At 52.3% G+C, this 23,528-nt stretch carries 23 protein-coding genes, 2 pseudogenes and 1 riboswitch; of the genes and pseudogenes, 9 read left to right on the forward strand and 16 right to left on the reverse strand.

Features of this window, described 5'->3' with window-relative positions; genetic code table 11:
- A pseudogene (locus OGX92_RS19885) lies at window positions 1-295 on the reverse strand (IS1-like element IS1A family transposase); the annotation flags it as partial.
- A 55-nt stretch (window positions 296-350) separates the two neighbouring features.
- Between OGX92_RS19885 and OGX92_RS19890 the strand changes: the two are divergent.
- Window positions 351-1,754: pseudogene (locus OGX92_RS19890) on the forward strand (fimbria/pilus outer membrane usher protein); the annotation flags it as partial.
- 15 nt (window positions 1,755-1,769) lie between these two features.
- Window positions 1,770-2,801, forward strand: coding sequence for a putative fimbrial-like adhesin protein (locus tag OGX92_RS19895; protein ID WP_286586985.1), 1,032 nt, complete (start codon window positions 1,770-1,772; stop codon window positions 2,799-2,801).
- A 78-nt stretch (window positions 2,802-2,879) separates the two neighbouring features.
- On the opposite strand, the gene OGX92_RS19900 is transcribed toward OGX92_RS19895, so the two are convergent.
- The gene (locus tag OGX92_RS19900) at window positions 2,880-3,212 is read right to left on the reverse strand and encodes an RcnB family protein (RefSeq protein WP_003834436.1); all 333 of its coding nucleotides are present in this window, start codon (window positions 3,210-3,212) and stop codon (window positions 2,880-2,882) included.
- 234 nt (window positions 3,213-3,446) lie between these two features.
- A riboswitch (TPP riboswitch) is annotated at window positions 3,447-3,542 on the forward strand.
- A 31-nt stretch (window positions 3,543-3,573) separates the two neighbouring features.
- Here OGX92_RS19900 and thiM point away from each other — a divergent pair.
- Genes thiM through OGX92_RS19915 form a run of 3 tightly spaced genes read left to right on the forward strand, consistent with a single transcriptional unit; the run spans window position 3,574 to window position 5,948 of the window.
- Window positions 3,574-4,362, forward strand: coding sequence for a hydroxyethylthiazole kinase (gene thiM / locus OGX92_RS19905; RefSeq protein WP_218667303.1), 789 nt, complete (start codon window positions 3,574-3,576; stop codon window positions 4,360-4,362).
- Window positions 4,359-5,159: a bifunctional hydroxymethylpyrimidine kinase/phosphomethylpyrimidine kinase gene (gene thiD / locus OGX92_RS19910; protein ID WP_191222364.1), complete on the forward strand. Its 801-nt coding sequence runs from the start codon at window positions 4,359-4,361 to the stop codon at window positions 5,157-5,159. Before thiM ends, thiD begins: the two co-directional genes overlap by 4 nt.
- Before the next feature lie 42 nt (window positions 5,160-5,201).
- A complete protein-coding gene (locus tag OGX92_RS19915) occupies window positions 5,202-5,948 on the forward strand; it encodes a GntR family transcriptional regulator (protein ID WP_125112576.1) in 747 nt (248 codons plus the stop codon).
- Here OGX92_RS19915 and OGX92_RS19920 read toward each other — a convergent pair.
- From OGX92_RS19920 to OGX92_RS19930, 3 genes are read right to left on the reverse strand one after another with little or no spacing between them, the layout of a single operon-like run.
- Window positions 5,922-6,887, reverse strand: coding sequence for a PfkB family carbohydrate kinase (locus OGX92_RS19920; protein ID WP_284962040.1), 966 nt, complete (start codon window positions 6,885-6,887; stop codon window positions 5,922-5,924). The genes OGX92_RS19915 and OGX92_RS19920 overlap by 27 nt on opposite strands.
- The gene (locus tag OGX92_RS19925) at window positions 6,884-7,888 is read right to left on the reverse strand and encodes an ADP-ribosylglycohydrolase family protein (protein WP_125112574.1); all 1,005 of its coding nucleotides are present in this window, start codon (window positions 7,886-7,888) and stop codon (window positions 6,884-6,886) included. Before OGX92_RS19925 ends, OGX92_RS19920 begins: the two co-directional genes overlap by 4 nt.
- A complete protein-coding gene (locus tag OGX92_RS19930) occupies window positions 7,885-9,162 on the reverse strand; it encodes a nucleoside permease (protein ID WP_003834424.1) in 1,278 nt (425 codons plus the stop codon). The genes OGX92_RS19925 and OGX92_RS19930 overlap by 4 nt, the downstream gene beginning before the upstream one ends.
- Window positions 9,163-9,414: 252 nt before the next feature.
- Here OGX92_RS19930 and fbaB point away from each other — a divergent pair, with 252 nt between their 5' ends.
- A complete protein-coding gene (gene fbaB / locus OGX92_RS19935) occupies window positions 9,415-10,467 on the forward strand; it encodes a class I fructose-bisphosphate aldolase (protein WP_003834421.1) in 1,053 nt (350 codons plus the stop codon).
- Between the two features lie 20 nt (window positions 10,468-10,487).
- Here the strand turns inward: fbaB and yegS are convergent, their stop codons facing one another.
- The 7 genes from yegS to OGX92_RS19970 all read right to left on the reverse strand — a co-directional run bounded on the left by yegS (window position 10,488) and on the right by OGX92_RS19970 (window position 16,120).
- Complete coding sequence (yegS, locus tag OGX92_RS19940) at window positions 10,488-11,387, reverse strand: lipid kinase YegS (protein ID WP_063940501.1); 900 nt, start codon at window positions 11,385-11,387, stop codon at window positions 10,488-10,490.
- 131 nt (window positions 11,388-11,518) lie between these two features.
- A complete protein-coding gene (gene artJ, locus OGX92_RS19945; protein ID WP_003027308.1) occupies window positions 11,519-12,250 on the reverse strand; it encodes an arginine ABC transporter substrate-binding protein ArtJ in 732 nt (243 codons plus the stop codon).
- 261 nt (window positions 12,251-12,511) lie between these two features.
- Window positions 12,512-13,180 (reverse strand): arginine ABC transporter permease ArtM, encoded by a 669-nt coding sequence (gene artM, locus OGX92_RS19950; protein ID WP_003834415.1) that lies wholly within the window; start codon window positions 13,178-13,180, stop codon window positions 12,512-12,514.
- Complete coding sequence (artQ, locus tag OGX92_RS19955; protein ID WP_003027301.1) at window positions 13,180-13,896, reverse strand: arginine ABC transporter permease ArtQ; 717 nt, start codon at window positions 13,894-13,896, stop codon at window positions 13,180-13,182. The genes artM and artQ overlap by 1 nt, the downstream gene beginning before the upstream one ends.
- Before the next feature lie 6 nt (window positions 13,897-13,902).
- Window positions 13,903-14,634 carry an arginine ABC transporter substrate-binding protein ArtI gene (gene artI, locus OGX92_RS19960; RefSeq protein WP_003027298.1) on the reverse strand — a complete coding sequence of 244 codons (732 nt, stop codon included), beginning with the start codon at window positions 14,632-14,634 and terminating at the stop codon, window positions 13,903-13,905.
- Between the two features lie 16 nt (window positions 14,635-14,650).
- On the reverse strand, window positions 14,651-15,379 hold the full coding sequence (gene artP / locus OGX92_RS19965; protein WP_003027295.1) for an arginine ABC transporter ATP-binding protein ArtP: 729 nt from the start codon (window positions 15,377-15,379) through the stop codon (window positions 14,651-14,653).
- Between the two features lie 225 nt (window positions 15,380-15,604).
- Window positions 15,605-16,120: a lipoprotein gene (locus OGX92_RS19970; RefSeq protein WP_003834409.1), complete on the reverse strand. Its 516-nt coding sequence runs from the start codon at window positions 16,118-16,120 to the stop codon at window positions 15,605-15,607.
- A 126-nt stretch (window positions 16,121-16,246) separates the two neighbouring features.
- Between OGX92_RS19970 and OGX92_RS19975 the strand changes: the two genes are divergently transcribed.
- Window positions 16,247-16,570 carry a heavy metal-binding domain-containing protein gene (locus OGX92_RS19975; protein WP_001160725.1) on the forward strand — a complete coding sequence of 108 codons (324 nt, stop codon included), beginning with the start codon at window positions 16,247-16,249 and terminating at the stop codon, window positions 16,568-16,570.
- The gene (locus tag OGX92_RS19980) at window positions 16,567-17,397 is read left to right on the forward strand and encodes an N-acetylmuramoyl-L-alanine amidase (protein ID WP_286586986.1); all 831 of its coding nucleotides are present in this window, start codon (window positions 16,567-16,569) and stop codon (window positions 17,395-17,397) included. Before OGX92_RS19975 ends, OGX92_RS19980 begins: the two co-directional genes overlap by 4 nt.
- Before the next feature lie 100 nt (window positions 17,398-17,497).
- Here OGX92_RS19980 and OGX92_RS19985 read toward each other — a convergent pair whose 3' ends face one another.
- The 4 genes from OGX92_RS19985 to poxB all read right to left on the reverse strand — a co-directional run bounded on the left by OGX92_RS19985 (window position 17,498) and on the right by poxB (window position 22,925).
- Window positions 17,498-18,511: a 3-beta-hydroxysteroid dehydrogenase gene (locus OGX92_RS19985; RefSeq protein WP_003834312.1), complete on the reverse strand. Its 1,014-nt coding sequence runs from the start codon at window positions 18,509-18,511 to the stop codon at window positions 17,498-17,500.
- A 97-nt stretch (window positions 18,512-18,608) separates the two neighbouring features.
- Entirely contained in the window at window positions 18,609-20,039 is a 1,431-nt protein-coding gene (locus OGX92_RS19990) for an SDR family oxidoreductase (protein WP_267440772.1), read from the reverse strand.
- A 10-nt stretch (window positions 20,040-20,049) separates the two neighbouring features.
- The gene (gene ltaE, locus OGX92_RS19995; RefSeq protein ID WP_063940499.1) at window positions 20,050-21,051 is read right to left on the reverse strand and encodes a low-specificity L-threonine aldolase; all 1,002 of its coding nucleotides are present in this window, start codon (window positions 21,049-21,051) and stop codon (window positions 20,050-20,052) included.
- Window positions 21,052-21,206: 155 nt separating this feature from the next.
- Complete coding sequence (poxB, locus tag OGX92_RS20000) at window positions 21,207-22,925, reverse strand: ubiquinone-dependent pyruvate dehydrogenase (RefSeq protein ID WP_003834304.1); 1,719 nt, start codon at window positions 22,923-22,925, stop codon at window positions 21,207-21,209.
- A gap of 152 nt (window positions 22,926-23,077) precedes the next feature.
- Here poxB and OGX92_RS20005 point away from each other — a divergent pair, with 152 nt between their 5' ends.
- Window positions 23,078-23,512, forward strand: a complete 435-nt coding sequence (locus OGX92_RS20005; RefSeq protein WP_003834302.1) for a DoxX family protein — start codon at window positions 23,078-23,080, stop codon at window positions 23,510-23,512.
- Window positions 23,513-23,528 lie beyond the last annotated feature (16 nt).

A 23,528-nucleotide genomic window follows, 5' to 3' on the forward strand; every position in this document is an offset into this window, starting at 1 on the left:
CCCGGCTGTATGCGCGAGGTTACCGACTGCGGCCTGAGTTTTTTAAGTGACGTAAAATCGTGTTGAGGCCAACGCCCATAATGCGGGCAGTTGCCCGGCATCCAACGCCATTCATGGCCATATCAATGATTTTCTGGTGCGTACCGGGTTGAGAAGCGGTGTAAGTGAACTGCAGTTGCCATGTTTTACGGCAGTGAGAGCAGAGATAGCGCTGATGTCCGGCAGTGCTTTTGCCGTTACGCACCACCCCGTCAGTAGCTGAACAGGAGGGACAGCTGATAGAAACAGAAGCCACTGGAGCACCTCAAAAACACCATCATACACTAAATCAGTAAGTTGGCAGCATCACCCAGGCAAGCTATCAATATGGGCTAAACAATCTGTTGACGCTGTATGGCGGCACCATGTTTTCGAATCACTACAATGCTTTCACTTTGGGGACTGGCTGGAATACGCGTATTGGGGCAATCTCAGTGGATGCCACACAATCGCACAGCAAACAGGATAACGGCGACGTGTTTGATGGCCAAAGCTATCAAATTGCTTATAACAAATACGTAAACCAGACTTCGACGCGTTTTGGCCTTGCGGCTTATCGTTATTCATCACGTGGTTACCGTACCTTCAACGATCATGTCTGGGCAAATAACAAAAACAGCTATCATCGTGATGAAAACGACGTCTACGATATTGCTGATTATTACCAGAATGACTTTGGTCGTAAAAACACTTTTTCAGCAAATGTGAGCCAGTTGTTGCCGGAAGGCTTGGGTTCCGTTTCACTGAGCTCTTTGTGGCGAGATTATTGGGGGCGCAGTGGTAGCAGCAAAGATTATCAATTTAGTTATTCGAATAGCTGGCAACGTATTAGTTATACGTTTTCAGCAAGCCAGACATACGATGAAGATCACAATGAAGATAAGCGTTTTAACCTGTTTATCTCCATTCCCTTTGACTGGGGGGATGGTATAACAACACCTCGTCGTCATCTGAGTGTGTCAAATTCAACAACATTTGATGATGATGGTTTTGCTTCGAATAACACAGGTATAACCGGAACCGCGGGAATGCGCGATCAGCTTAATTATGGCGTTAATCTGAGCCATCAGCGGCAGGATAGTGAAACAATCGTCGGGACCAATTTAACCTGGAATGCGCCTGTTGCAATCATTAATGGTAACTACAGCCAGTCGACAAAATATACCCAGACGGGAGGGAGTATCTCAGGCGGCGTGGTGGCCTGGTCTGGTGGGGTGAATTTGTCGAATCGGCTTTCTGATACTTTTGCTATCATGCAGGCTCCGGGCCTGGAAGGGGCATACGTTAATGGGCAAAAATATCGTACCACTAACGCAAAAGGGACCGTTGTCTACGATAATTTGACGCCGAATCGTGAAAACCACCTTGTGCTGGACGTTTCACAAAGCAGCAGTGAAACAGAGTTACACGGTAATCGAAAAATTGTGGCGCCCTACCGTGGGGCGGTACTTCTGGTGCGTTTCGATACCGATCAACGCAAGCCGTGGTTTATTAAAGCCCAACGTTCTGACGGTTCGCCACTGAGTTTTGGTTATGAAGTGGAAGATATTCATGGGCATAACGTTGGCGTTGTCGGCCAAGGAAGTCAGCTTTTTATTCGTACTAATGAAATTCCGCCCGAAGTCAGCGTGGCGGTAGATAAAGAACAGGGACTTTCATGCTCAATCACCTTCGATAAAACGATTGATGAAAGTAAAGTTTATATCTGTCGCTAATTTTGGGGCGATCTTATGAAATTAAATTTCTTTATTTTTATATTTGCGTTGGTTGTGCTACCGACATCTTATGCTGGGTGTAAGGGGAATATTTCTTTTCAGGATAATTTGATTCTTCGTGAAGATTTTGCAGTTAATCCTTCGCAGTCAGAATCATATAACCATCAGTTCAATGATTCGACTTGCTCTGGGGCAAATAAGGTTAGCCCATTAAAAACATCAGACATTGTTGTTGGACTGTACGATAATACGGTTAAATTAACGTTGAGATTTTCTTGGTTAAACAGTTCTGATATTAGTTTGCCGAGTGGGAAAACGGATTTTACAGCCGGATATCGAGTGGATATTTCACAAGCAAATAGCAGCGCGACAGTGAACATTTCGGCAGGAGCCGGAAATAGCGTACATATAAAAGACGTGGCCTCTTTGTCAAGCGCTTCTTCAACTACCCAAAGCGCCGCATTTTGGACCTTGCTTGGTTGTCTATTTACGGGTAAAGGATGGGATCCATGCATAACAAGTTACCGAAATTCACTGGCAAAGGATGCTGGGTTTTACTCCTCAGATTTGATTTTAACTTATAACAGGAAACAAACTACCTGCAAACCGGAAGACCTGAACATTATCCTGCCAGATATTGCACTTTCAGAACTACCTGTATCCGGAAAGGTAACAAGTAAAAGTACGACAGAGAATATCCGTTTGCAGTGCGATAATTTGTTTGGCGACCGTAAGCAGACATCACGCAAAATGGCAGTTTATCTCTCCAGTAGTGATTTACTGACAGGTAGTAATTTCGTTTTACGCGGTGATGATAATAATGGCGTTGGGTTTGTACTGGAGAACAATAATCAAACTGTAAATATTTCACGTGTGGCTGACCAAGGAACCGCATCAACGCTGTGGAAAGTTGATAAAGTGGGTGAGGACGTAAATAGTAATACCGTCATGATCCCTATTGTTGCCAGCTATTATGTCTACGATAAGAGTAAAGTAAAACCAGGTAATCTCGAAGCTACAGCATTAATTTATGTAAAATATGACTGATCGGCAAATAATCAATGCATCGTTAATAACAATAAAAAAGGTGTCTGCACTTTCCCCCTCTGAAATGAGGGGGATTTTTCACCGATGATAAAAAATCTCGCCATCGTAGGCTTTAATGATCTTTGCATCGGCATCATTGACCAGTACATACGCGCCGCCCATGTAGGTCCAGTGGGTGCCTGCCGTCGGCGCGGGCAGGTTGCGCAGATTCCACTGTTTAATGGTGTATTCTTCGGTGAGATACAGTGGTGGAACCTTGTCACCGGGTTTGAAATGGGTGAAGTCAGCAATAAAGCTGCTCAGTTCATACTTATCGATACCGGTGGGGGCAGCTGTTGCAGCTGGTGCGGCCCAGACGACGCTGCTTGCAAGCAGAAGTGCACCCAGCAACATTTTATTCTTCATACCCATCCTCTCTACCTCTTCGGGTCATCAAAATCAGTCATGTATCATTCCTGGCATACCGGATGTCTGACAAGCACTATTTTGTGATCACTCCAGTCATTTCGTAAAAAGTGTAAATGAAAGTACAGAATTGCAGCAACCTTGACCAGTAGTTTCACTGCGGGAGTGGGGAGTGCGCCAATTTACATCGTTAAGCACAGGCAGTATCCTGTTACTGAAACCAGCATATTACGTTTGTGTTTCAACGACTCGGGGTGCCCTTCTGGTGAAGGCTGAGAAATACCCGTACCACCTGATCTGGATAATGCCAGCGTAGGGAAGTCTGACACTGCTCGTGTCCCTTCTTCGCGCGGGCAGGAGCTGAACCATGCAGCCTGACCTGCACAGCCGCGCACTCGCGGCTCACACTTTGCACCAATTTAGAACCTTATCCCCGCTCACACACTGTATGACCAATGAGGTCGTGCAAAGTTTTACTGCCAATACATTACTGGCGCTGGGCGCATCGCCTGCGATGGTGATCGAGCCTGAGGAAGCCAGCCAATTCGCCGCTATTGCCAGTGCATTGCTGGTTAATGTCGGCACCTTAACTCGGGAACGGGCCGCGGCGATGCGTGCCGCAGTTAAGCAGGCTCATCATGCTAAAACCCCGTGGACGCTCGATCCCGTTGCCGTAGGTGCGCTTGAGTTTCGCCGTCACTTCTGCCTGGAATTATTGTCACTACAGCCTGCTGCTATTCGTGGCAACGCTTCGGAAATACTTGCTCTGGCCGGCATCAACGGTGGTGGACGCGGCGTGGATACAACCGATACGGCTGTTGCTGCGCTTCCGGCAGCGCAGGCGCTGGCTCGTCAGGTTGGGACTATTGTCGTGGTTACCGGCGAAGTGGATTACGTCACCGATGGTCAGCGTACCGTCCGCGTTGACGGCGGTGACCCGTTGATGACTCGCGTGGTGGGCACTGGATGCGCTCTTTCAGCGGTTGTTGCGGCCAGTTGTGCCTTGCGTGGTGACCGACTTGATAACGTCGCCTCCGCCTGTAGTTGGATGAAACAGGCCGGGCAAATAGCCACCGAGCAATCAAACGGACCGGGTAGCTTTGTCCCGGCATTTCTCGACGCCCTCTATAACCTGAACGCCCAGGAGCAAGCATGAAACGGATTAACGCATTAACGATCGCCGGAACCGACCCAAGCGGTGGCGCGGGTATTCAGGCTGATTTAAAAACCTTCTCGGCGCTGGGCGCTTACGGCTGTTCGGTTATCACGGCGTTGGTGGCGCAAAATACGCGCGGGGTGCAGTCGGTGTATCGTATTGAACCTGATTTTGTCGCCGCGCAGCTGGATTCGGTGTTGAGTGATGTGCGTATTGATACGACTAAGATCGGTATGTTGGCGGAGACGGACATTGTCGAAGCTGTCGCCGAACGTTTACGTCGCCATCGGGTACAAAATGTGGTGCTGGACACGGTGATGTTGGCGAAAAGCGGCGATCCGTTGCTGTCGCCCTCGGCGGTAGAAACGCTGCGTACCCGTTTGCTGCCGCAGGTTTCGATTATCACTCCTAATTTACCCGAAGCTGCTGCACTGCTCGGGGCATCGCATGCGCAGACTGAGCAGGAGATGTTAGAGCAGGGAAGGGCGCTACGGGCGTTGGGCTGCGAGGCGGTGTTGATGAAGGGCGGTCATCTGGATGATGCACAAAGCCCCGACTGGCTCTTTACTCGCGATGGTGAGCAGCGTTTTACCGCACCAAGGGTGATGACCAAAAATACCCATGGCACCGGTTGTACGCTATCGGCGGCGTTGGCAGCCCTGCGTCCGCGCCATAACAACTGGGCCGATACCGTACAGGAAGCCAAACTGTGGCTTTCAGCGGCGCTGGCGCAGGCCGACACGCTGGAAGTTGGCCAGGGAATTGGTCCGGTCCATCATTTCCACGCGTGGTGGTAATGGGTATACTGGCTGCAGAAACGGCGGCCAGGAAAAAGATAAATGGAACAAGCGCATACCCAGCTTATCGCACAACTGAATGAACGTATTTCAGCGGCGGATAACACGCCGCTGTATATGAAATTTGCGCAGACGGTGAAGAATGCTGTGCGCAGTGGGATCCTGGAGCACGGCAATATCCTGCCCGGCGAGCGCGACCTCAGCCAGTTGACCGGCGTTTCTCGGATTACGGTACGCAAGGCGATGCAGGCCCTGGAAGAAGAAGGTGTAGTAACACGTGCCCGCGGTTATGGAACGCAAATTAATAATATCTTCGAGTATTCGCTTAAAGAAGCGCGCGGTTTTTCTCAGCAGGTGGTGTTGCGCGGTAAAAAACCGGATACGCTGTGGGTCAACAAGCGCATTGTGCCTTGCCCGGAAGAGGTGGCCCAGCAGTTGGCTGTCGCCGTGGGGAGTGATGTCTTCTTGCTCAAACGCATTCGTTACGTTGACGAAGACGCTGTTTCTATTGAAGAGTCCTGGGTACCCGCACACCTAATTCATGATGTGGATGCCATCGGTGTTTCGCTGTATGACTATTTTCGTAGCCAGCATATTTTCCCACAGCGTACGCGCTCACGCGTTAGCGCCAGAATGCCTGACGCAGAGTTCCAGGCGCACATTCAAATGGATAGCAAAGTGCCGGTACTGGTGATCAAGCAGGTAGCGCTTGACCAGCAGCAACGGCCTATTGAATACAGCATCAGTTACTGTCGTAGCGATCTATACGTCTTTGTGTGCGAGGAGTAGTTCCTCGCGCGACGGGGCGCAATCGCCGCCGCGATGCCCAACTACCCAGGACGCCACCGCGTTACCTAACAGCACTGAGTCGGCCAGCGTCCAGCCAGCCGCCAGCCCAGCCAGCATGCCGCCAGCGTGGCTGTCACCTGCGCCAATGGTATCAACGACCGCCGTTGCAAATGCCGGTACGCAGCCGGATGTCTGTGCGCTGAAATACCATGCGCCGTCTTTATCGTGACGCACGACCACCGGTGCGGTGAAACGTTGCCCCCATTCTGCGCCAAAACCTTCCACATCCTGACTCAATGCAAACCGCTCGGCAGCAATTTCCGCCTCCTGACGATTAAGTGACACCAGCGGACGGCAGGCCATAATTCGTGCCAGTAAAGGCTCAGGAATGTCGCCGATGCGCGGGCCAAAATCGATAAACGGTGTCACCTCTTCCAGACCTTCCAGCCACTGCACCAGCAATTCACCGCACGGGGACGCTAGCTGATAACCCGAAAGATACACCAGGCTATGACGCGGGATATCCAGCTGTGCCAGCCAGGCGGCATTCCACTGATTCTCAACGCCGCTAAAAGACATAAAGGTACGCTCGCCATCCGGCTCCACCAGCGCCAGACACCAGCCGTTATCGCCTTCGGCATTGTCGATCCGGCTGTGCAGTCCCTCTTTTGCCATCCGGTTGCGGATAATGTCGGCCCACACTCCCTGACCCAGCGGTAGAGCATTGCAGGCATCGATACCTAAACGCTTAAGCGTGACGGCGATATTGAGTGCGCAGCCGCCAACGTTAACACCTTGCTGCTTGAGCTCGATGTCACAGCCGCGCCAGGGGAGGGCATACGCATCGGCAATGACATCAATCACCGCCGCACCCACCACCGTTACTGGCCGCTGTGTACGTAACTGCGAGAGAAGTTGTTGCAGATGCGTGTTGCTCATAGCGCCTCCCGCTGCTCACGCAGTCGCATTAACCCACTGGCGTAGCGGGTAAAGTCCAACTGATTAACCGCATCCAACTCCTGCTTCAATGCTGGGTTGATCGCGCTCACGCCGTGTAATGCACCACAAATGGCGGTTGCCATCGCCCCGATGGTGTCGGTATCGCCGCCGAGGTTCGCGCACAGAATGGCGCAGCGGTTTGGATCGGTCTGCGCCAGTTCGACCATGGCGATGGCGCAAGGCACGGACTCAATGGTGCTGGTTCCGGCACCTACAACCTGATACAGCTGCTCGCTGGCGGACTCGACGCCATCGGCGTTACGGACGATTTTTAGCGCCAGTTCAAGGCGTGCACAAAGCGATGCGCTAAAAGTGGTGATTCGTTTTTGCTGCGCATGCAGGGCAATGGCAGGTAGCGCGTCGACAATCTCTGACCATTTTCCTCCGTCGATGGCGCGCGATACCGCCCACGCGACGACAACGGCTCCCGCGATAGCCAGATCCGATTTATGCGTCGGGCTGGAGGCCAATGCCACATCATCGATAAAGGCATCAAGATTGCGAGCGGGCAGCAGGCATCCCAGCGGGGAAACGCGCATTGCCGCGCCATTGGTCACGCCGTTGTTTTCCAGTTCGGCGACCGGTTTACCGTCACGAATGGCTTTTAACGCAATTTTCGAGGTCGGGCCGAGCACGTTTTTATTAAAGGCATCAAACTGCTCGGCCCAGGCCAGAATATTGCGACCAATTACGTCTGGCACAATTTCGCCGTCGCATTCAAGCAGGGCATCTGCCAGACACAGCGCCATGGACGTGTCATCAGTGAACTCCGCTTGGTTAAAATAGCAGGCGGCATTATTTTCCGCAGGGCCGGGCAAAAAACGGTCGATCCAACCGAAGTGTGCTTTTACCCGGGTTCTTGGCCACAGTTCCGACGGCATGCCCATCGCATCCCCTAACGCCTGCCCATAAAGAGCACCGAGAATACGTTCTGCTTTCATTTTACTTCCCCTTGTTTCAACGCTATATCGCGATCGTCCACCTTAATGGCGGTGATTTCTTTGTCTGATTCGCGAAAGAAAATCATGAACAACACGGCAATGATGGCAATCATGACCGCGCCAAATCCCCACATGCCAGCCCAGTTAAAGGTGAGACCATTAACGGGCTCCTGATAAGCAAACATTTTTTCCATCATCACGCCGCCCAGACGGTACCCGAGCAGGCTGCCGAATCCCTGACAGCAGAGGGTGATAAGCCCTTGCGCTGCGGTGCGCATGTGGACCGGCGCTTTTTTATCGACATAGATGTAAGCCGTGACGTAATAGAAGTCGTAACTGACGCCGTGCAGCAGAATGCCGAGAAACAGCAGGGCGTAAGTGAAATATTCTTCCGCACCGCCGTAAACGAAAAATCCGTAGCGGATCGCCGCAGTAATAAGACCAAGCAACAATACCTTTTTAATACCAAAGCGTTTGGTGAAAAACGGTAGCGCCAGCATGAAGAAGATTTCAGAGAACTGGCCCAGCGTCATCCAGCCGGTGGCGTTTTTCATTCCGACTTCTGTCAGATAGCCGTTGGCGAAGATGTAATAGAACGCCAGTGGCATCGCAAACAGGAAAGAGCAAAAGAAGAAGACGAGGAAGTTCTTATCGCGCAGCAGGATCAGCGCATCCAGACCCAGCATAACTTTGAAATCCATTTTGCCGGTACTTTTTGGCGGCGTATCCGGTAAAAAGAAGGCAAAAACACCTAACAATGCGGAGCTTCCGGCAGTGATAAGCAGGGGAATATTGGTGGGTGAGATGTCGTTATAGCCAAGCATTTGCGGTAAGAAACCGCAGGCCAAACCGGAGGCAATCCAGCCAATGGTGCCCATCACGCGGATGCGCGGGAAATCACGTTCAACATCCGGTACGTTGGCAAAAGCAATACTGTTGGTCAGCGCAATCGTCGGCATATAGGTCAACGAATAGGCCAGTAACAGCGGGAAGAATCCGCTGAAGGTGGTTTGCTGGGCGGCGAAGTACATCAGAATAGCGCCGACGAACATCAACACCGCCAGTACTTTTTGCGCGGAGAAAAAGCGATCAGTGATTGAACCGACCAGAATGGGCGACAGGATCGCCGCAATGGCGGTGCAGGCGTAGGACCAGCCTATCTCTCCGGCACTAAAGCCACTTTTACTCAGCCACAGCCACAGTGGTACAAACCAGGCGCCCCAGATAAACCACTCTACAAACATCATGAACGACAGCTTAACTGTAGTTTTCATCTTTAAATCCTTCATGACAGGTAAGGTACGTGCTGATAGTACCATTCAATAATACCTTTAAAATACCTTTGAGATTAAACTTTGACCGTCTTAACATTATTTTTTCCTGAATCGAGCCAGCAGAAGTTGCTGAAAAGTGCGCTAAAGATGGAAAAAAAGCGCAGTCGGTACCAGGCTTAATGCTGCCCGCAAAAAGGCGGGTCAGGACAATCCATATTCCGGTTTTAAACCGGAACTTACGGGAGCATAGCTATGACTGATATTGCGCAGTTGCTTGGCAAAGATGCCGACAGCCTTTTACAGCATCGTTGTATGACCATTCCTTCTGACCAACTTTACCTGCCTGGACATGATTACGTCGATCGCGTAATGGTGGATAACAATCGGCCGCCTGCCGTGCTGCGTAATATGCAGACGCTGTATAACACGGGGCGACTTGCCGGGACAGGGTATCTGTCGATCCTACCGGTGGATCAGGGGGTAGAGCATTCTGCTGGGGCTTCGTTTGCCGCTAACCCGCTGTACTTTGATCCGAAGAATATTGTGGAGTTGGCTATCGAAGCAGGGTGCAACTGCGTGGCATCGACTTACGGTGTGCTGGCTTCTGTCTCCCGCCGCTACGCGCACCGCATCCCGTTCCTCGTTAAAATTAACCACAATGAAACGCTCAGCTATCCGAATACCTTTGACCAGACGCTGTATGCCAGCGTAGAGCAGGCGTTCAATATGGGTGCGGTTGCGGTAGGGGCAACCATATATTTCGGTTCTGAGGAATCTCGCCGCCAGATTGAAGAGATTTCAGCAGCGTTTGAGCGCGCCCATGAGTTGGGTATGGTTACCGTGCTGTGGGCGTATCTGCGTAACTCCGCGTTTAAAAAAGATGGCGTGGATTACCATGTTTCCGCCGATCTTACCGGGCAGGCTAACCATCTGGCTGCCACTATCGGAGCGGATATCGTTAAGCAGAAAATGGCGGAAAATAACGGCGGGTATAAAGCGGTTAATTTTGGCTACACCGACGATCGCGTTTACACCAAGTTGACCAGTGAGAATCCAATTGACCTGGTGCGTTATCAACTGGCGAACTGTTATATGGGGCGCGCCGGATTAATTAACTCTGGCGGGGCGGCCGGCGGCGACACCGACCTGAGCGATGCAGTGCGTACAGCGGTGATTAACAAACGTGCGGGCGGCATGGGGCTGATTCTGGGGCGTAAAGCGTTCAAGAAAACCATGGCCGACGGCGTTAAGTTGATTAACGCCGTACAGGACGTTTATCTGGACAGCAAAGTCACTATTGCCTGATCCCTCGGATTGTCGTCGGGTTAGCGCAACAGTGGACAACCCGGCGGGAGTCTGCAACGTAGCGCAGCGGGCAAGATTTCAATATGAAACTCTTGTCCGCTGAGCGGTTCGCCATCGAGATTAAAGGTAATTTCGTGCGGGGCGCAGATATCAAACCACGACGATGCGCCGTCAATAATATTAGGGTTGTCTTCGGATTGCGTTAATGCCGAAAGCAGCCCTGGCAGTAGTTCCTCGCCGGTAAAAATGCGCAGTTGCAGCAGACCGTCGTTGATTAGCGCCGTTGGGCAAAGCTGTTGCCCACCACCAGCCTGGCGACCGTTACCGATACCAATCACCAGCGCCTTACCCTGCCAGTGAAAATCTTCCCCACGAATGTCACAGATGTCGGGCTTGAGCGTATCCATGCGCATTAATCCGTGAATAAAATACGATACACCGCCCAGTGCGGCCTTGAGTTTTTCCGGCGTTTCGGTGGTGATACGCGTGCCAAATCCGCCAGTCGCCATGTTGATAAAACAGGTTTTATCGTTGACCTGTACCATGTCGATCTCAGTCGCATTTGCGGCAATAGCCAGCTTTAACGCCTTATCAAGGTCGTCGGGTATACCAACGCTGGTGGCAAAGTCATTCGCCGTTCCCAACGGTAAAATACCCAGCGCCGGAATATTGCCGCCCTGCGACTGGATAAGCGCCGTCGAAACTTCGTTTATTGTGCCGTCGCCGCCGCCGGCTATTACCGTTTCAACGCCTAGCTGACGAGCTTCATCAACGTAGCGTTGGGCATCGCCTTTTTCCCAGGTCACGCGAACATGGATTTCCACGCCTTCATCGCGAAGCTTCGCAATGGCATCACGCAGGGGGAGATTATCAGCACTTTTTCCATTGAGGATCAGTAAACTGGCAGGGAACGCTATCATCCGTTTGCCTCACTTTTTTTCGTTTTAACAAGTGTATGCCAGGAAAGCATTTATGGCGTAAGAACTGACTGAAAGCGCAGGCGAAGAGATAAAAAAAGCCGCAGAGCGCGGCTTTTCAGATTGAGCAGACGTTACTGCGGGAACCATTGGTCGCTGATTTTCTGGTACGTGCCGTCAGCTTTGATGGCCGCCAGCGCGCTGTTCAGTTTTTCCAGCAGGGCTTTGTTATCCGGGCGAACCGCGATGCCAAGACCAGTACCGAAGTATTGCGGATCGGTAACTTTGTCAGTGGCTACGCCTAACTGTGGGTTGGTTTTCAGCCATTCGTTAACCACAGCAGTATCACCAAATACACCATCAATACGGCCATTTTTCAGGTCAATAATCGCATTCTGATAGCTGTCGTAGGCCACGGTTTTCACCTCAGGATGTTTATCCTGCAGGTATTTCTGATGCGTGGTGCCGTTTTCCATACCGATGCGCTTACCTTTCAGGTCGGCAAAGGTTTTATAGGTGTCTTTTTTCGCAATCACCAGCGCGGAGTTGGCATAGTAAGGCTGAGTAAATGCAACCTGCTTGCTACGCTCAGGTGTGATATCCATTCCGGAAATTACCGCATCATATTTCTTGAATTTCAGCGCGGGGATCAGGCTGTCGAAAGCGTGATTGGTGAAAGTACATTCTGCTTGCATTTGTTTGCACAGCGCCGTTGCCAGGTCGATGTCAAAACCGACAATTTTATTGCTTGCGTCCAGTGATTCAAATGGCGGATATGTGGCTGATACACCGAAACTAATTTTATCAGCAGCTGAGGCGCCAGCGGCGAAAGTAGCAAGTAATGCGGCCAGTACTAACTTTTTCATGGTGGAACTCCCGTCTGTCAATCTTATGATTATTACCGTGTCTGCGGCGTGGAGTAACAATGCCATTTAATGAATTTATATGCAATAAAAATGATTAAATATTTTTATTGGTGTGAAAAAAGACGGACAATTTAGGTTGTTGTCCGTCTTTATGTTTTTTACTTATGCACATTTGCTGGATGGCGGTGCTAGCACCTTATCCGGCCTACAAAAGGTGCATGAACCGTAGGCCTGATAAGCGTAGCGCCATCAGGCATATGCTTAATTCCGGTGTTCAAACGCCAGCGCTTTACGTTCGATTAAGCGCATCATCAGCGTCAGCAAGCCGTTGACGATCAGGTAAATCACACCCGCGGCACCGAAGACCATAACGTCATAAGTACGACCGTACAGCAGTTGGCTATAACCCATGACTTCCATCAGCGTGATGGTGTAAGCCAGTGAGGTACTTTTAAATACCAGCACCACTTCGTTGGAATACGAGGAGAGGGCGCGTTTAAAGGCATACGGCAACAGAATCGCCAGCGTATCCTTTTTGCTCATCCCTAACGCTCCGCAGGACTGCCACTGACCTTCCGGGATTGCACGAATAGCGCCGTAGAACAGTTGCGTAGTGTAGGCTGCACTGTTTAACGACAGCGCAATTAAGGCGCATAACCAGGGTTCAGAGAGCAGATGCCACAGTACCGGATATTCTTGCAATGCCGGAAACTGTCCAGGTCCGTAGTAGATCAGGAAGATTTGCACCAGCAGCGGTGTACCGGTAAACAGCGTGATATACGCGCGTACCAGCCACACCAGCACCGGCGTTTTCAGCGTCAGGATGACGGTGAAGATTAGCGCCAGCACCAGAGCAACCACGATGGAGGCGACCGTCAGTGTCAGGCTGGTATGCAGCCCTTTCAACAATTCAGGTAAATAATCAAGCATCAGCCTGGTCTCCGCTCAAAACGTGTCGCGCGCAGGTCAATGCGTTTGAGAATGTACTGACTCACCAGCGTAATCACCAGGTAAATAGCGGCCGCCACAATGTACCAGGTAAACGGCTCCTGGGTGCGGGTGGCAATACTCTTGGTTTGCAACATCAGATCGTTCACGCTGATAAGGCTGACCAGCGCGGTATCTTTCAGCAATACCAGCCACTGGTTACCCAGTCCCGGTAAGGCATGACGCCACATCTGCGGCATCACCAGACGAAAGAAGATCGCGGCTTTAGACAAACCCAACGCCTGACCTGATTCCCATTGTCCGAGTGGCACGGCCTTCAGCGCGCCACGCAGCGTTTGCGACGCGTAAGCGGCGTACAATAATGACAGTGCAATGACACCGCACAGGAACGGGCTGACGTCGAAGTTTTCGATCTGCATCTGAACCGGGATTTGTACAAACCCGAGATTGATCGTAAAGCCATCGGCCAGCGTCAGCAGCAATTGTGAGGAACCGAAATAGATAAACAGAACCACCAGGATTTCTGGCAGACCGCGCAGGATGGTGACCAGGGCCGAGCCCGCCCATGCCACCGGGCGCCATTTTACTGACTCCCAGACGGCAAAAAACATGGCGAGTGCAAGGCCAATGATCAGCGCACAAACGGCAAGGCCGACGGTCATCCCGGCGGCGCTTGCTAAAGGAAAAAATTCATTCATCAAATATTACTTCTGGAACCATTTGTTGTAGATGGTCTCGTAAGTCCCATCTTTCTTCACTTTTTCCAGCGCAGCGTTAAATTTCTGCTGCAGCTCGGTATTGCCCTGGCGTACCGCGATGCCCAGACCTGTACCGAAGTAATCTTTATCCGTGACTTTGTCACCAACCGCGGCAAGCTTAGGATTGTCTTTCAGCCACTCGGTTACTACTGCGGTATCACCAAAGACGCCGTCAATACGACCGTTTTGCAGATCGAGTTTGGCATTCTGGTAGCTGTCATACGGCACAGTGGTCACTTCCGGATGTTTATCCATGATGAATTTCTGGTGCGTGGTACCGTTTTGAACGCCGACTTTTTTACCTTTCAGCTGGTCGATGCTGGTGTATTTACCCTGCTGGCCCACAAACAGCGCAGAGTTGTCGTAGTAAGGGGTGGTGAACAGCACCTGTTTTTCACGCTCAGGCGTGATGTCCATACCGGCCATCACCGCGTCAAAACGACGGAATTTCAGGCTCGGAATCAGGCTGTCGAAGGCCTGATTGGTGAAGGTACAAGTAGCGTCAATCTCTTTACACAGCGCGTTTGCCAGATCAACGTCAAAACCTACGATCTTGTTATTCGCATCGATAGATTCAAACGGAGGATAAGACGCTTCGGTGGCGAAACGAATGGTTTGGGCTGCGGTAGCGGAAAGACTAAAACCTGCGATTAGCGCGGCAATCAGAACTTTTTTCATTGTATTGTCCCGAATCTTAGTGAGAAAGATAGTTTTTAAACGCTTCGGTTTGCGGGTTGGCAAAGCAGCTCGCATCCCCAAACTCGACGATGTGACCGTTTTCCATATACACCACACGACTGGCCGTTTTACGTGCAACTTCCACTTCGTGGGTGACGATCACCTGAGTAATATTGGTTTCCGCCAGTTCGCGAATGATGCTGACGATTTGGGCGGTAATTTCCGGGTCAAGCGCGGCGGTCGGTTCATCAAACAGCAGCACCTGCGGCTCCATCATCAACGCGCGGGCAATGGCTACACGCTGTTGCTGGCCACCGGAAAGATGTAATGGGTAACGATCGCTGTAAGGCTTGAGGCGCAGACGTTCCAGCAGTTTCTCGGCGCGCGCCATCGCTTGCTCTTTTGTCAGACCCAGTACGCGGCAGGGCGCTTCAATCAGGTTCTGCACCACCGTGAGATGCGGCCAGAGATTATATTGCTGAAAGACCATGCCCACGTTCTGACGCAGATCCCGAATGGCTTTATCTGACGGGGTCTTCGTGAAGTCGAAACGGTTGCCCGCAATAGAGAGCGTGCCCGAGCGCGGCATCTCAAGCAGGTTGAGTACGCGCAGCAGCGAGCTTTTCCCGGCTCCACTTGGGCCAAGTAACACCAGTGTTTCACCCTGAGGGCAATCCAGCGTGATATCGAACAGCGCCTGATGTGCGCCGTAGAAGCAGTTAATGCCGTTTAATTGAATACTCATTGACACTCGATACTGGCAGTCTGATAGCTATTGAAGCCGCAGATACTACCTTTGACAGAATAGTTATGCAATATTTATGCGTTAAAAGTTAAATGCAAACCGCATTCTTCTCTAAACATAGCACAAAATAGCGAGGTCACCAGTGGGTAAGAATAATTGTCGGCATTCTATGCAGAATGCCAGACAATTTATGGGGGTTATGATTTAAGCGGGTGAATGGGGCGGTTAGCGGTTTTCGACAGACTGGCGCAACGTCCCGGCTGGCGCGTGTACGCTGCCGCCCAGATAGCGTACATCATCAACGACCCAGCACTGACCTTCACGGATCATCAGCACTTCATCACGCCAGCTCTGATCGCCCTGTTTCAGCTCTACGCGCAGCGGAATGTTGCGTGCATCACTATTCGGAATAGTCGATGCGCTGGCGACACTGGCGCTGTCTGGTAACGTAGCGCGACTGGAGAACGGATCGCTGTTAAACAGGTCGCGGTGTGCATTATCGCGGCTGGCGTCGGTCAGCAGTTTAGCCAGATTGTCGCTCAGGTACGGACGAAGGGCGGTAATGTCATTGTTTCGATGCTGAATACGGTAATCATAGAATTGTTGAGCCACGCTGTCTGGCCCACCTTCTATGCATGAACCACTACGTGTGCCGTTATCTTTATAGACCGGCGTCACGGTAGTACAGGCGCTGAGAAGAAGTGCACAGGGAACCAGCAGAGAGAGTTTCGAGTAGCGCATAATGATTTCCTTATTAGCTTTCTACGATTAGTGTTCTACGTTGATAGAATATATCCTTTCAATGATAGTGGATCGGTTCGATAATGCTTTTGAGATCGTGCTCTTAGCGCAAAAAGGAGATTAACCATGCAGTTTTCGACAACCCCTACGCTGGAAGGACAGAGCATCGTGGAATACTGCGGTGTTGTTACCGGTGAAGCCATTTTAGGCGCGAATATCTTCCGCGATTTCTTCGCCGGCATTCGCGATATTGTCGGTGGTCGCTCCGGCGCGTATGAAAAAGAGCTGCGTAAAGCGCGTGAAATTGCTTTTCAGGAGCTGGGCGAACAGGCGAAAGCGCTGGGTGCTGATGCGGTGGTCGGTATCGATATCGATTACGAAACCGTAGGCAAAGACGGTAGCATGCTGATGGTGAGCGTCAGCGGTACCGCGGTGAAAACTCGCCGATGAAACGTCTGTTGTGTCTGCTGGCATTTACGCTGTTGCTGGTGGGATGTGCTGGCGAAAAAGGGATTGTCGACAAAGACGGGTATCAGTTAGATACCCGCCGACAGGCACAGGCTGCTTATCCGCGCATTAAAGTGCTGGTTATCCATTACACGGCCGATGATTTTGACTCTTCTCTGGCTACGCTGACCGATAAAAACGTCAGTTCGCACTATTTGATCCCAGCAGTGCCGCCGCTTTACCATGGTAAGCCGCGTATCTGGCAACTGGTGCCGGAAAAAGATCTGGCCTGGCATGCGGGGATTAGCTTCTGGCGCGGCGCTACGCGTATTAACGATACCTCAATTGGCATTGAGCTGGAAAACCGCGGCTGGCAAAAATCAGCGGGCAGCAAGTATTTTGCGCCGTTTGAGCCCGCGCAGATTCAGGCGTTAGTCCCATTGGCGAAAGATATCATCGCCCGCTACGACATAAAACCGCAAAACGTGGTGGCTCATGCAGACATTGCGCCGCAGCGTAAGGACGATCCCGGTCCGCTGTTTCCGTGGCAAGCACTGGCCGTTCAGGGCATTGGCGCATGGCCGGATGCTCAGCGTGTGGCATTTTATCTCGCTGGACGAGCGCCCCATTCGCCGGTAGAAACCGCGTCATTGCTCGATCTACTGTCACTCTATGGCTATGAGGTAAAACCCGAGATGACGCCGCGTGAACAGCAGCGGGTGATTATGGCGTTCCAGATGCACTTCCGCCCGACGTTGTGGAATGGCGTGGCGGACGCGGAAACGCAGGCGATTGCCGAAGCGTTACTGGAGAAATACGGGCAGGGTTAACGCAGACACCAATGCCTGATGGCGCTTCGCTTATCAGGCCTACGGTTAATTTGGCAGGTATTTGTGGCGCTTGTGCCGCCACCCTGCAATGGCTATCAGCCTAACGCGGCAGCTTACCGTGGTCGCGCAGCCAGGCCGCGGTACGCTCAATCCCTTCATCCAGCGTCACAACGGGCTGATAACCTAACTCTTCCTGAGCGCGGCTGGTATCCAGCGTAAAGTCAAAATTTAGCTTCGAAACGCCGTAATGCGTAAGCTTTGGCTCTTTCGCCGATTTATTGCCTAAGCGCTCCATGCTGCGGGCAATCATGTCCAGCATCGGGTAGGGCACGGAGCGGATACGGCAGTCAATATTCAGCTCGTCGATAAGTTTCTGCACAATACTGCGCAGGGTGCGATGTTCACCGTTGGTTATATTGTACGCACGACCCGACGGCAGCTTATCGCAGGCTTCCTGACTCGCCAGCCACATCGCGTGAACTGCGTTCTCGTAATAGGTCATATCCACCAGCGCACTCCCGCCGTGCGGCAACAGGATACTGCCGTAGTGGTACATCATATGGGCGAGGCGGGGAATAAAGACTTTATCGTGAGGTCCGAACAAGCTTTGCGGGCGCAAGACAGTAAAGCGAGTCTGCGGATTGGCCTGGGCGAGCAGCGCAATCACCTCTTCTCCAGCCGCTTTGCTGCGGGCGAATTCATTGGCGAAGCGATGGGGACGGAAGTCTTCTTTGATATCGCGATGATGGTGATAATCAAAATACAGCGACGGAGAGGAGATATGAATAAAGTTACGTACGCCCCAGGCTACGGCCCACTCGCCCAGACGGCGGGTAGCACGAACGTTGGCCAGATCAAAAGCTTCCTGAGTTCCCCATGGAGAGGTGAAGCTGGAGCAGTGCCACAGCGTGTCAATGCCGGCAAGCATCACTTTTGCCTGCGAAGAAACCAGCTCGGTCAAATCCGCATGCACAAATTCTGCGCCCATTTTCTCCAGCAGCTTGCCCATCGCTTCGTTGCGACCGGTGGCTCTGACGCTGACGCCTTTGCTGCATAAAAACTCAACCGCGTTTCGGCCCAAGCCGCTGGTGGCTCCGGTAACCAGTACCTTCATATCAATCCACTGTGTTTAAAAAACGTCGTGCGCATTCTTCCGTGAATTACGCCTGTATGCAATGGGAAACATGAAAGAATACAGGCTCTTTTTATCATTAGTCTGTGATTTGTTCTGCAAGTTTGGCTATACGCTTCGCCATCCCCCTGAAAATGAACAGGTGGGCGGGGATCATCAACAGCCAGTAGAAGAGGCCAGGCATACCGTGCGGATGCCACCACGCGCGTACATCAATGCGTCGGTGGTCACCTTTATCTTCCAGTGTGAAGCTCAGGCGACCCAGTCCCGGCGCTTTCATCCCAAACAGCAGCGTCAGCTGTTTCTCCGGCTCAACAATGATGACTTTCCAGCTATCAACGGTATCGCCAACTTGCAATAGTGGGTGTTCGGGACGACCTTTTGCCAGCTTATGGCCGACCAGCAGGTCCAACGCAGCGCGCGTCTTCCATAGAATATTGCCAAAGAAATAGCCTTCTTTGCCGCCGAGTCGATTCACAACCTGCCACAGAGCCTTTTTGCTGGCGGAGGTTTCAACGCTAAAGCCAGCTTGTTTAGCAAAATAGCCATATTCTGGACGCCAGCGGGCAAACGCCTGTGCGTCGTAACCCCAATCGCTGGAGTTGACCAGCTTCTCTTCTTCCTTCAACGTGCTGCGCACCGCGTCATCAAAGGCAATCAGTTTTTGTGGGATCAGCGCACGTAATTCAGTGTCATCGGCCAGCAGGTCGTGTTTTAAGCCCTGGATCAGCGCTTTGGCCGTGGTTGGCGGCACTGACGTAATGACGTTCAAAAACCAGACCGAAATCCAGCGGGTAGGGAAGGGGATGGGGATGAGCAGGCGATGTTTACCGCTGACCGCCATAAAATGCTCGAACTGTTCCTGATAGCTCAACACCTGCGGCCCGGCGGCTTCGAGGACGCGGTGATGCTGTGTGGGATGATCCAGCAACGCCACCAGGTAGTACATTAAATTCTCCAGCGCGATAGGTGTGGTACGCGAGCGTACCCAGCGTGGAGGGGTGAGAACCGGCAGGTTGTAAACCATATCGCGCATGACTTCAAAGGCAGCGGAACCCGCTCCCACGATAATGCCCGCGCGCAATTCCGTCATTGGCACGCCTGACTCGCGCAGGGTGTCTGCGGTTATCTGTCGCGCACGCAGATGATCGGATTGTTCATGCCGGGGAGCCTGCAATGAGCTCAGGAAAATAAGCTGTTTAACTGGCGTATTACGCAGAGCATCGCGCACGTTCATCGCCACCTGACGTTCGTGGGCGATAAAATCACCGCCTTCGCCCATACCATGAACCAGATAATAAACCGTATCAACACCCGTCAGCAGCGGGGTGAGGTTTTCTGGCCAATTCAAATCGACCTTGTGGCAACTGACATTGGGCAGTTGCTGCTTTTCCAGCCGTTCAATGCGACGTGCCGCAGCCAACACCTGATGCCCTTGCTGACTGAGCGCCTGTACCAAATGCTGACCAATGTAGCCACTGGCGCCAAGAACCAAAATCCGTTGCGGCACGCCCATCTCCTTATTGGGTTAAAAAAGCGCGCCAGTGGGCGACGACTTCAGCAAGTTGTTCACGCGATACGTCCAGGTGCATCACCAGGCGCACAATTGGGGAGGCGTTAATCAGCACGCCTTGCGCTTTCATATATTCGCCCAGCGCGGCAGCGTGCTCTTCGCCAACGCGAACAAACAGCATATTTGTGTCGTGGCGCATGACGTCCGCCCCTGCTTCGCGCAGCTGCTCCGCCATCCAGGCGGCGTTGTCATGGTCTTCCTGCAAACGCGGCACGTTATTTTTCAGCGCATACAGTCCGGCTGCTGCCAGAATACCGGCCTGACGCATTCCGCCGCCGGTCATTTTGCGCCAGCGAATAGCGCGTTTGATGTACTCGTGGCTGCCGACCAGCAGTGAACCAACGGGGGTGCCGAGGCCTTTGGAGAGGCAAATGGTGAACGAATCACAGTATTGCGTGACATCTTTAAGTTCACAGCCGTAGGCGACGATGGCGTTAAAAATACGTGCGCCGTCGACGTGCAGGGCAAGATTACGCTCGCGGGTGAATTCCCAGGCGTCTTTCAGATACGCGCGCGGCAGCACTTTGCCGTTGTGGGTATTTTCCAGGCTGAGCAAGCGGGTGCGGGCAAAATGGATATCGTCCACTTTGATTTTTGCAGCCACTTTGTCCAGCGGCAGGGAGCCATCCGGTGCGGCGTCGATAGGCTGCGGTTGAATGCTACCGAGCACCGCTGCGCCACCTGCTTCGTAGAGATAGTTATGTGCGCCCTGACCGGCAATGTACTCTTCGCCACGCTGACAATGGCTGAGCAGCGCCACCAGGTTTGCCTGAGTGCCGGTGGGTAGGAAAATAGCGGCTTCTTTACCAGAAAGCTCTGCGGCGTATTGCTGGAGGGCGTTAACGGTAGGGTCGTCTCCATACACGTCATCCCCGACCGGGGCTGCCATCATCTCTTCCAGCATGGCGCGACTCGGCCGGGTGACGGTATCACTGCGTAAATCAATCATGGTGTCTCCTTATTACACTTCATCCTTCAAGCTGTCTCGGCGTTGGCCGCACCCTTAAACCCCAGTCACATAGTATACCTATGTGACTGGGGATTTTCGGGCTAGCCGCCTTGATGCATCATGAATGATTTTGTGTGTGATTTAATAAGGATGTTTTACCTGAGCCAGTTCGTTTTCGCCAGTTCGATCACTTCATCACCGCGTCCGCTGATGATTGCGCGCAGCATATACAGGCTAAAACCTTTGGCCTGTTCGAGTTTGATCTGCGGCGGGATCGCCAGCTCTTCTTTCGCCACGACTACATCGACCAGCACCGGGCCGTCAATCGACATCGCCCTTTGTAGCGCTTCATCAACCTCTGAGGATTTTTCCACGCGAATGCCTGTAATGCCGCAGGCTTCGGCAATCCGCGCGAAGTTGGTGTCGTGCAGTTCGGTGCCGTCGGTCAGATAACCGCCCGCTTTCATCTCCATTGCGACAAATCCCAGCACGCTGTTGTTGAAGACAATAATCTTCACCGGCAGCTTCATCTGGACAACCGACAGAAAGTCTCCCATCAGCATGCTAAAGCCGCCGTCACCGCACATTGCCACAACCTGGCGTCCTGGTTCTGTGGCTTGTGCGCCGAGTGCCTGCGGCATGGCATTCGCCATCGACCCGTGGTTAAACGATCCGAGCAGGCGACGTTTGCCGTTCATTTTCAGATAGCGTGCTGCCCACACCGTTGGCGTGCCAACGTCGCAGGTAAAGATGGCATCGTCAGCGGCAAAGTGGCTGATCTGCTGCGCCAGATATTGTGGGTGAATGGCTTTATCGCTGGGTTTGGCTAAATCATCCAGCCCTTTGCGCGCCTCGCGATAGTGCTCCAGCGCTTTGTCCAGGAACTGCCGCTCGGTTTTTTCCTCCACCAGCGGCAGTAGGGCACGGAGAGTGGATTTAATATCGCCTACCAGCGCCATATCAACTTTACTGTGCGCGCCAATGCTCGCCGGATTGATATCAATCTGAATAATTTTGGCATCGGTGGGGTAGAACGGGCGATAGGGGAACTGGGTGCCAAGCAGGATAAGTGTGTCGGCATTCATCATGGTATGGAAGCCGGATGAAAAGCCAATCAGCCCGGTCATTCCCACGTCATAGGGGTTATCGTACTCAACATGCTCTTTACCACGCAGGGCGTGAACAATCGGTGCTTTGATTTTAGCCGCAAATTCAACCAGTTCTTTATGCGCACCGGCGCAGCCACTACCGCACATCAGGGCGATATTGCTGGAGTAGCGCAGCAGTTGCGCCAGTTTTCTCAGCTCTTCTTCTTGTGGAGTCACCATCGGGAGCGGCGCATGATACCAGTGCGTGGTGGCGCTTTCAGGCGCAGGTTTTAGCGCCACGTCACCGGGTAAAACCACCACGGAGACGCCACGGTTGAGCACCGCCTTACGCATGGCAATTGCCAGCACCTGTGGGATCTGTTCTGGGCTGGAAACCAGCTCGCAATAGTGGCTACATTCGCGGAACAACTCTTGCGGGTGGGTCTCCTGAAAATAACCGCTGCCTATTTCACTGGAGGGAATATGCGCGGCGATTGCCAGCACCGGGACGTGGTTACGGTGACAATCAAACAGCCCGTTGATCAGGTGCAGGTTGCCTGGCCCGCACGAGCCTGCGCAGACGGCCAGTTCGCCCGTCAACTGCGCTTCAGCGCCCGCAGCGAAGGCTGCAACCTCTTCATGACGGGTTGGCATCCAGTCAATTGTTCCCATACGATTCAGACTGTCACTCAGACCATTTAGCGAGTCACCCGTTACACCCCAAATGCGTTTTACGCCAGCCTGTTCGAGTGTTTTAGCAATAAAAGCGGCAACCGTTTGTTTCATGGTTTTCCTTCTCCTCTAATGTGATACCGGTTACAAGTTTAGATGAAGATAATAGTTATGCTTCTCATTTCCCCCTTATTTCCGGCAGGTTTCATTTAACCTGTATTAAGCGTAGTTTGTTTTGGACATGGTGAAACAAGGAATAAATTCAAATGGTTATAAAACTATTAAATTCAGTTAACCGAGTGCTGACTCACGAAGATTTTGGCAAGTTATTGTTACGCTTTGCCGTCGGTGGGCTGATGCTGTTTCATGGGCTGCATAAACTCTTTGCAGGTATTGATGGCATCAGCGGTATGTTGATCGCGAAAGGTTTCCCTGGCTTTATTGCGTATGGCGTTTTGTTGGGAGAGGTCGTGGCACCGTGCCTGATTATTCTTGGCATCCTGACGCGTCCGGCGGCGTTGGGGCTGGCGTTTACGATGGTTGTGGCATGGCTGATGGTCGGGATGGGCGAAACCTGGACACTGGATAAAACCGGTGCATGGGCGATTGAAAGTCTGGTTTATTTCTTCATCGGCGCGCTGGCCGTGGCGTTTTTGGGGGCGGGGCGTTACTCCGTTGCCGGGAATTCTGCCTGGCGATAGTTACCATCTGAGAGAC

Origin of the sequence: Citrobacter sp. Cpo089 (assembly GCF_030332695.1) — a bacterium.
GTDB lineage: Bacteria > Pseudomonadota > Gammaproteobacteria > Enterobacterales > Enterobacteriaceae > Citrobacter > Citrobacter portucalensis.

Coding starts and splice junctions, on each gene's coding strand:
- OGX92_RS19895 (WP_286586985.1), top strand. CDS start 1,770: ATGAAATTAAATTTCTTTATTTTTATATTTGCGTTGGTTGTGCTACCG.
- OGX92_RS19900 (WP_003834436.1), bottom strand. CDS start 3,212: ATGGGTATGAAGAATAAAATGTTGCTGGGTGCACTTCTGCTTGCAAGC.
- thiM (WP_218667303.1), top strand. CDS start 3,574: ATGCAGCCTGACCTGCACAGCCGCGCACTCGCGGCTCACACTTTGCAC.
- thiD (WP_191222364.1), top strand. CDS start 4,359: ATGAAACGGATTAACGCATTAACGATCGCCGGAACCGACCCAAGCGGT.
- OGX92_RS19915 (WP_125112576.1), top strand. CDS start 5,202: ATGGAACAAGCGCATACCCAGCTTATCGCACAACTGAATGAACGTATT.
- OGX92_RS19920 (WP_284962040.1), bottom strand. CDS start 6,887: ATGAGCAACACGCATCTGCAACAACTTCTCTCGCAGTTACGTACACAG.
- OGX92_RS19925 (WP_125112574.1), bottom strand. CDS start 7,888: ATGAAAGCAGAACGTATTCTCGGTGCTCTTTATGGGCAGGCGTTAGGG.
- OGX92_RS19930 (WP_003834424.1), bottom strand. CDS start 9,162: ATGAAAACTACAGTTAAGCTGTCGTTCATGATGTTTGTAGAGTGGTTT.
- fbaB (WP_003834421.1), top strand. CDS start 9,415: ATGACTGATATTGCGCAGTTGCTTGGCAAAGATGCCGACAGCCTTTTA.
- yegS (WP_063940501.1), bottom strand. CDS start 11,387: ATGATAGCGTTCCCTGCCAGTTTACTGATCCTCAATGGAAAAAGTGCT.
- artJ (WP_003027308.1), bottom strand. CDS start 12,250: ATGAAAAAGTTAGTACTGGCCGCATTACTTGCTACTTTCGCCGCTGGC.
- artM (WP_003834415.1), bottom strand. CDS start 13,180: ATGCTTGATTATTTACCTGAATTGTTGAAAGGGCTGCATACCAGCCTG.
- artQ (WP_003027301.1), bottom strand. CDS start 13,896: ATGAATGAATTTTTTCCTTTAGCAAGCGCCGCCGGGATGACCGTCGGC.
- artI (WP_003027298.1), bottom strand. CDS start 14,634: ATGAAAAAAGTTCTGATTGCCGCGCTAATCGCAGGTTTTAGTCTTTCC.
- artP (WP_003027295.1), bottom strand. CDS start 15,379: ATGAGTATTCAATTAAACGGCATTAACTGCTTCTACGGCGCACATCAG.
- OGX92_RS19970 (WP_003834409.1), bottom strand. CDS start 16,120: ATGCGCTACTCGAAACTCTCTCTGCTGGTTCCCTGTGCACTTCTTCTC.
- OGX92_RS19975 (WP_001160725.1), top strand. CDS start 16,247: ATGCAGTTTTCGACAACCCCTACGCTGGAAGGACAGAGCATCGTGGAA.
- OGX92_RS19980 (WP_286586986.1), top strand. CDS start 16,567: ATGAAACGTCTGTTGTGTCTGCTGGCATTTACGCTGTTGCTGGTGGGA.
- OGX92_RS19985 (WP_003834312.1), bottom strand. CDS start 18,511: ATGAAGGTACTGGTTACCGGAGCCACCAGCGGCTTGGGCCGAAACGCG.
- ltaE (WP_063940499.1), bottom strand. CDS start 21,051: ATGATTGATTTACGCAGTGATACCGTCACCCGGCCGAGTCGCGCCATG.
- poxB (WP_003834304.1), bottom strand. CDS start 22,925: ATGAAACAAACGGTTGCCGCTTTTATTGCTAAAACACTCGAACAGGCT.
- OGX92_RS20005 (WP_003834302.1), top strand. CDS start 23,078: ATGGTTATAAAACTATTAAATTCAGTTAACCGAGTGCTGACTCACGAA.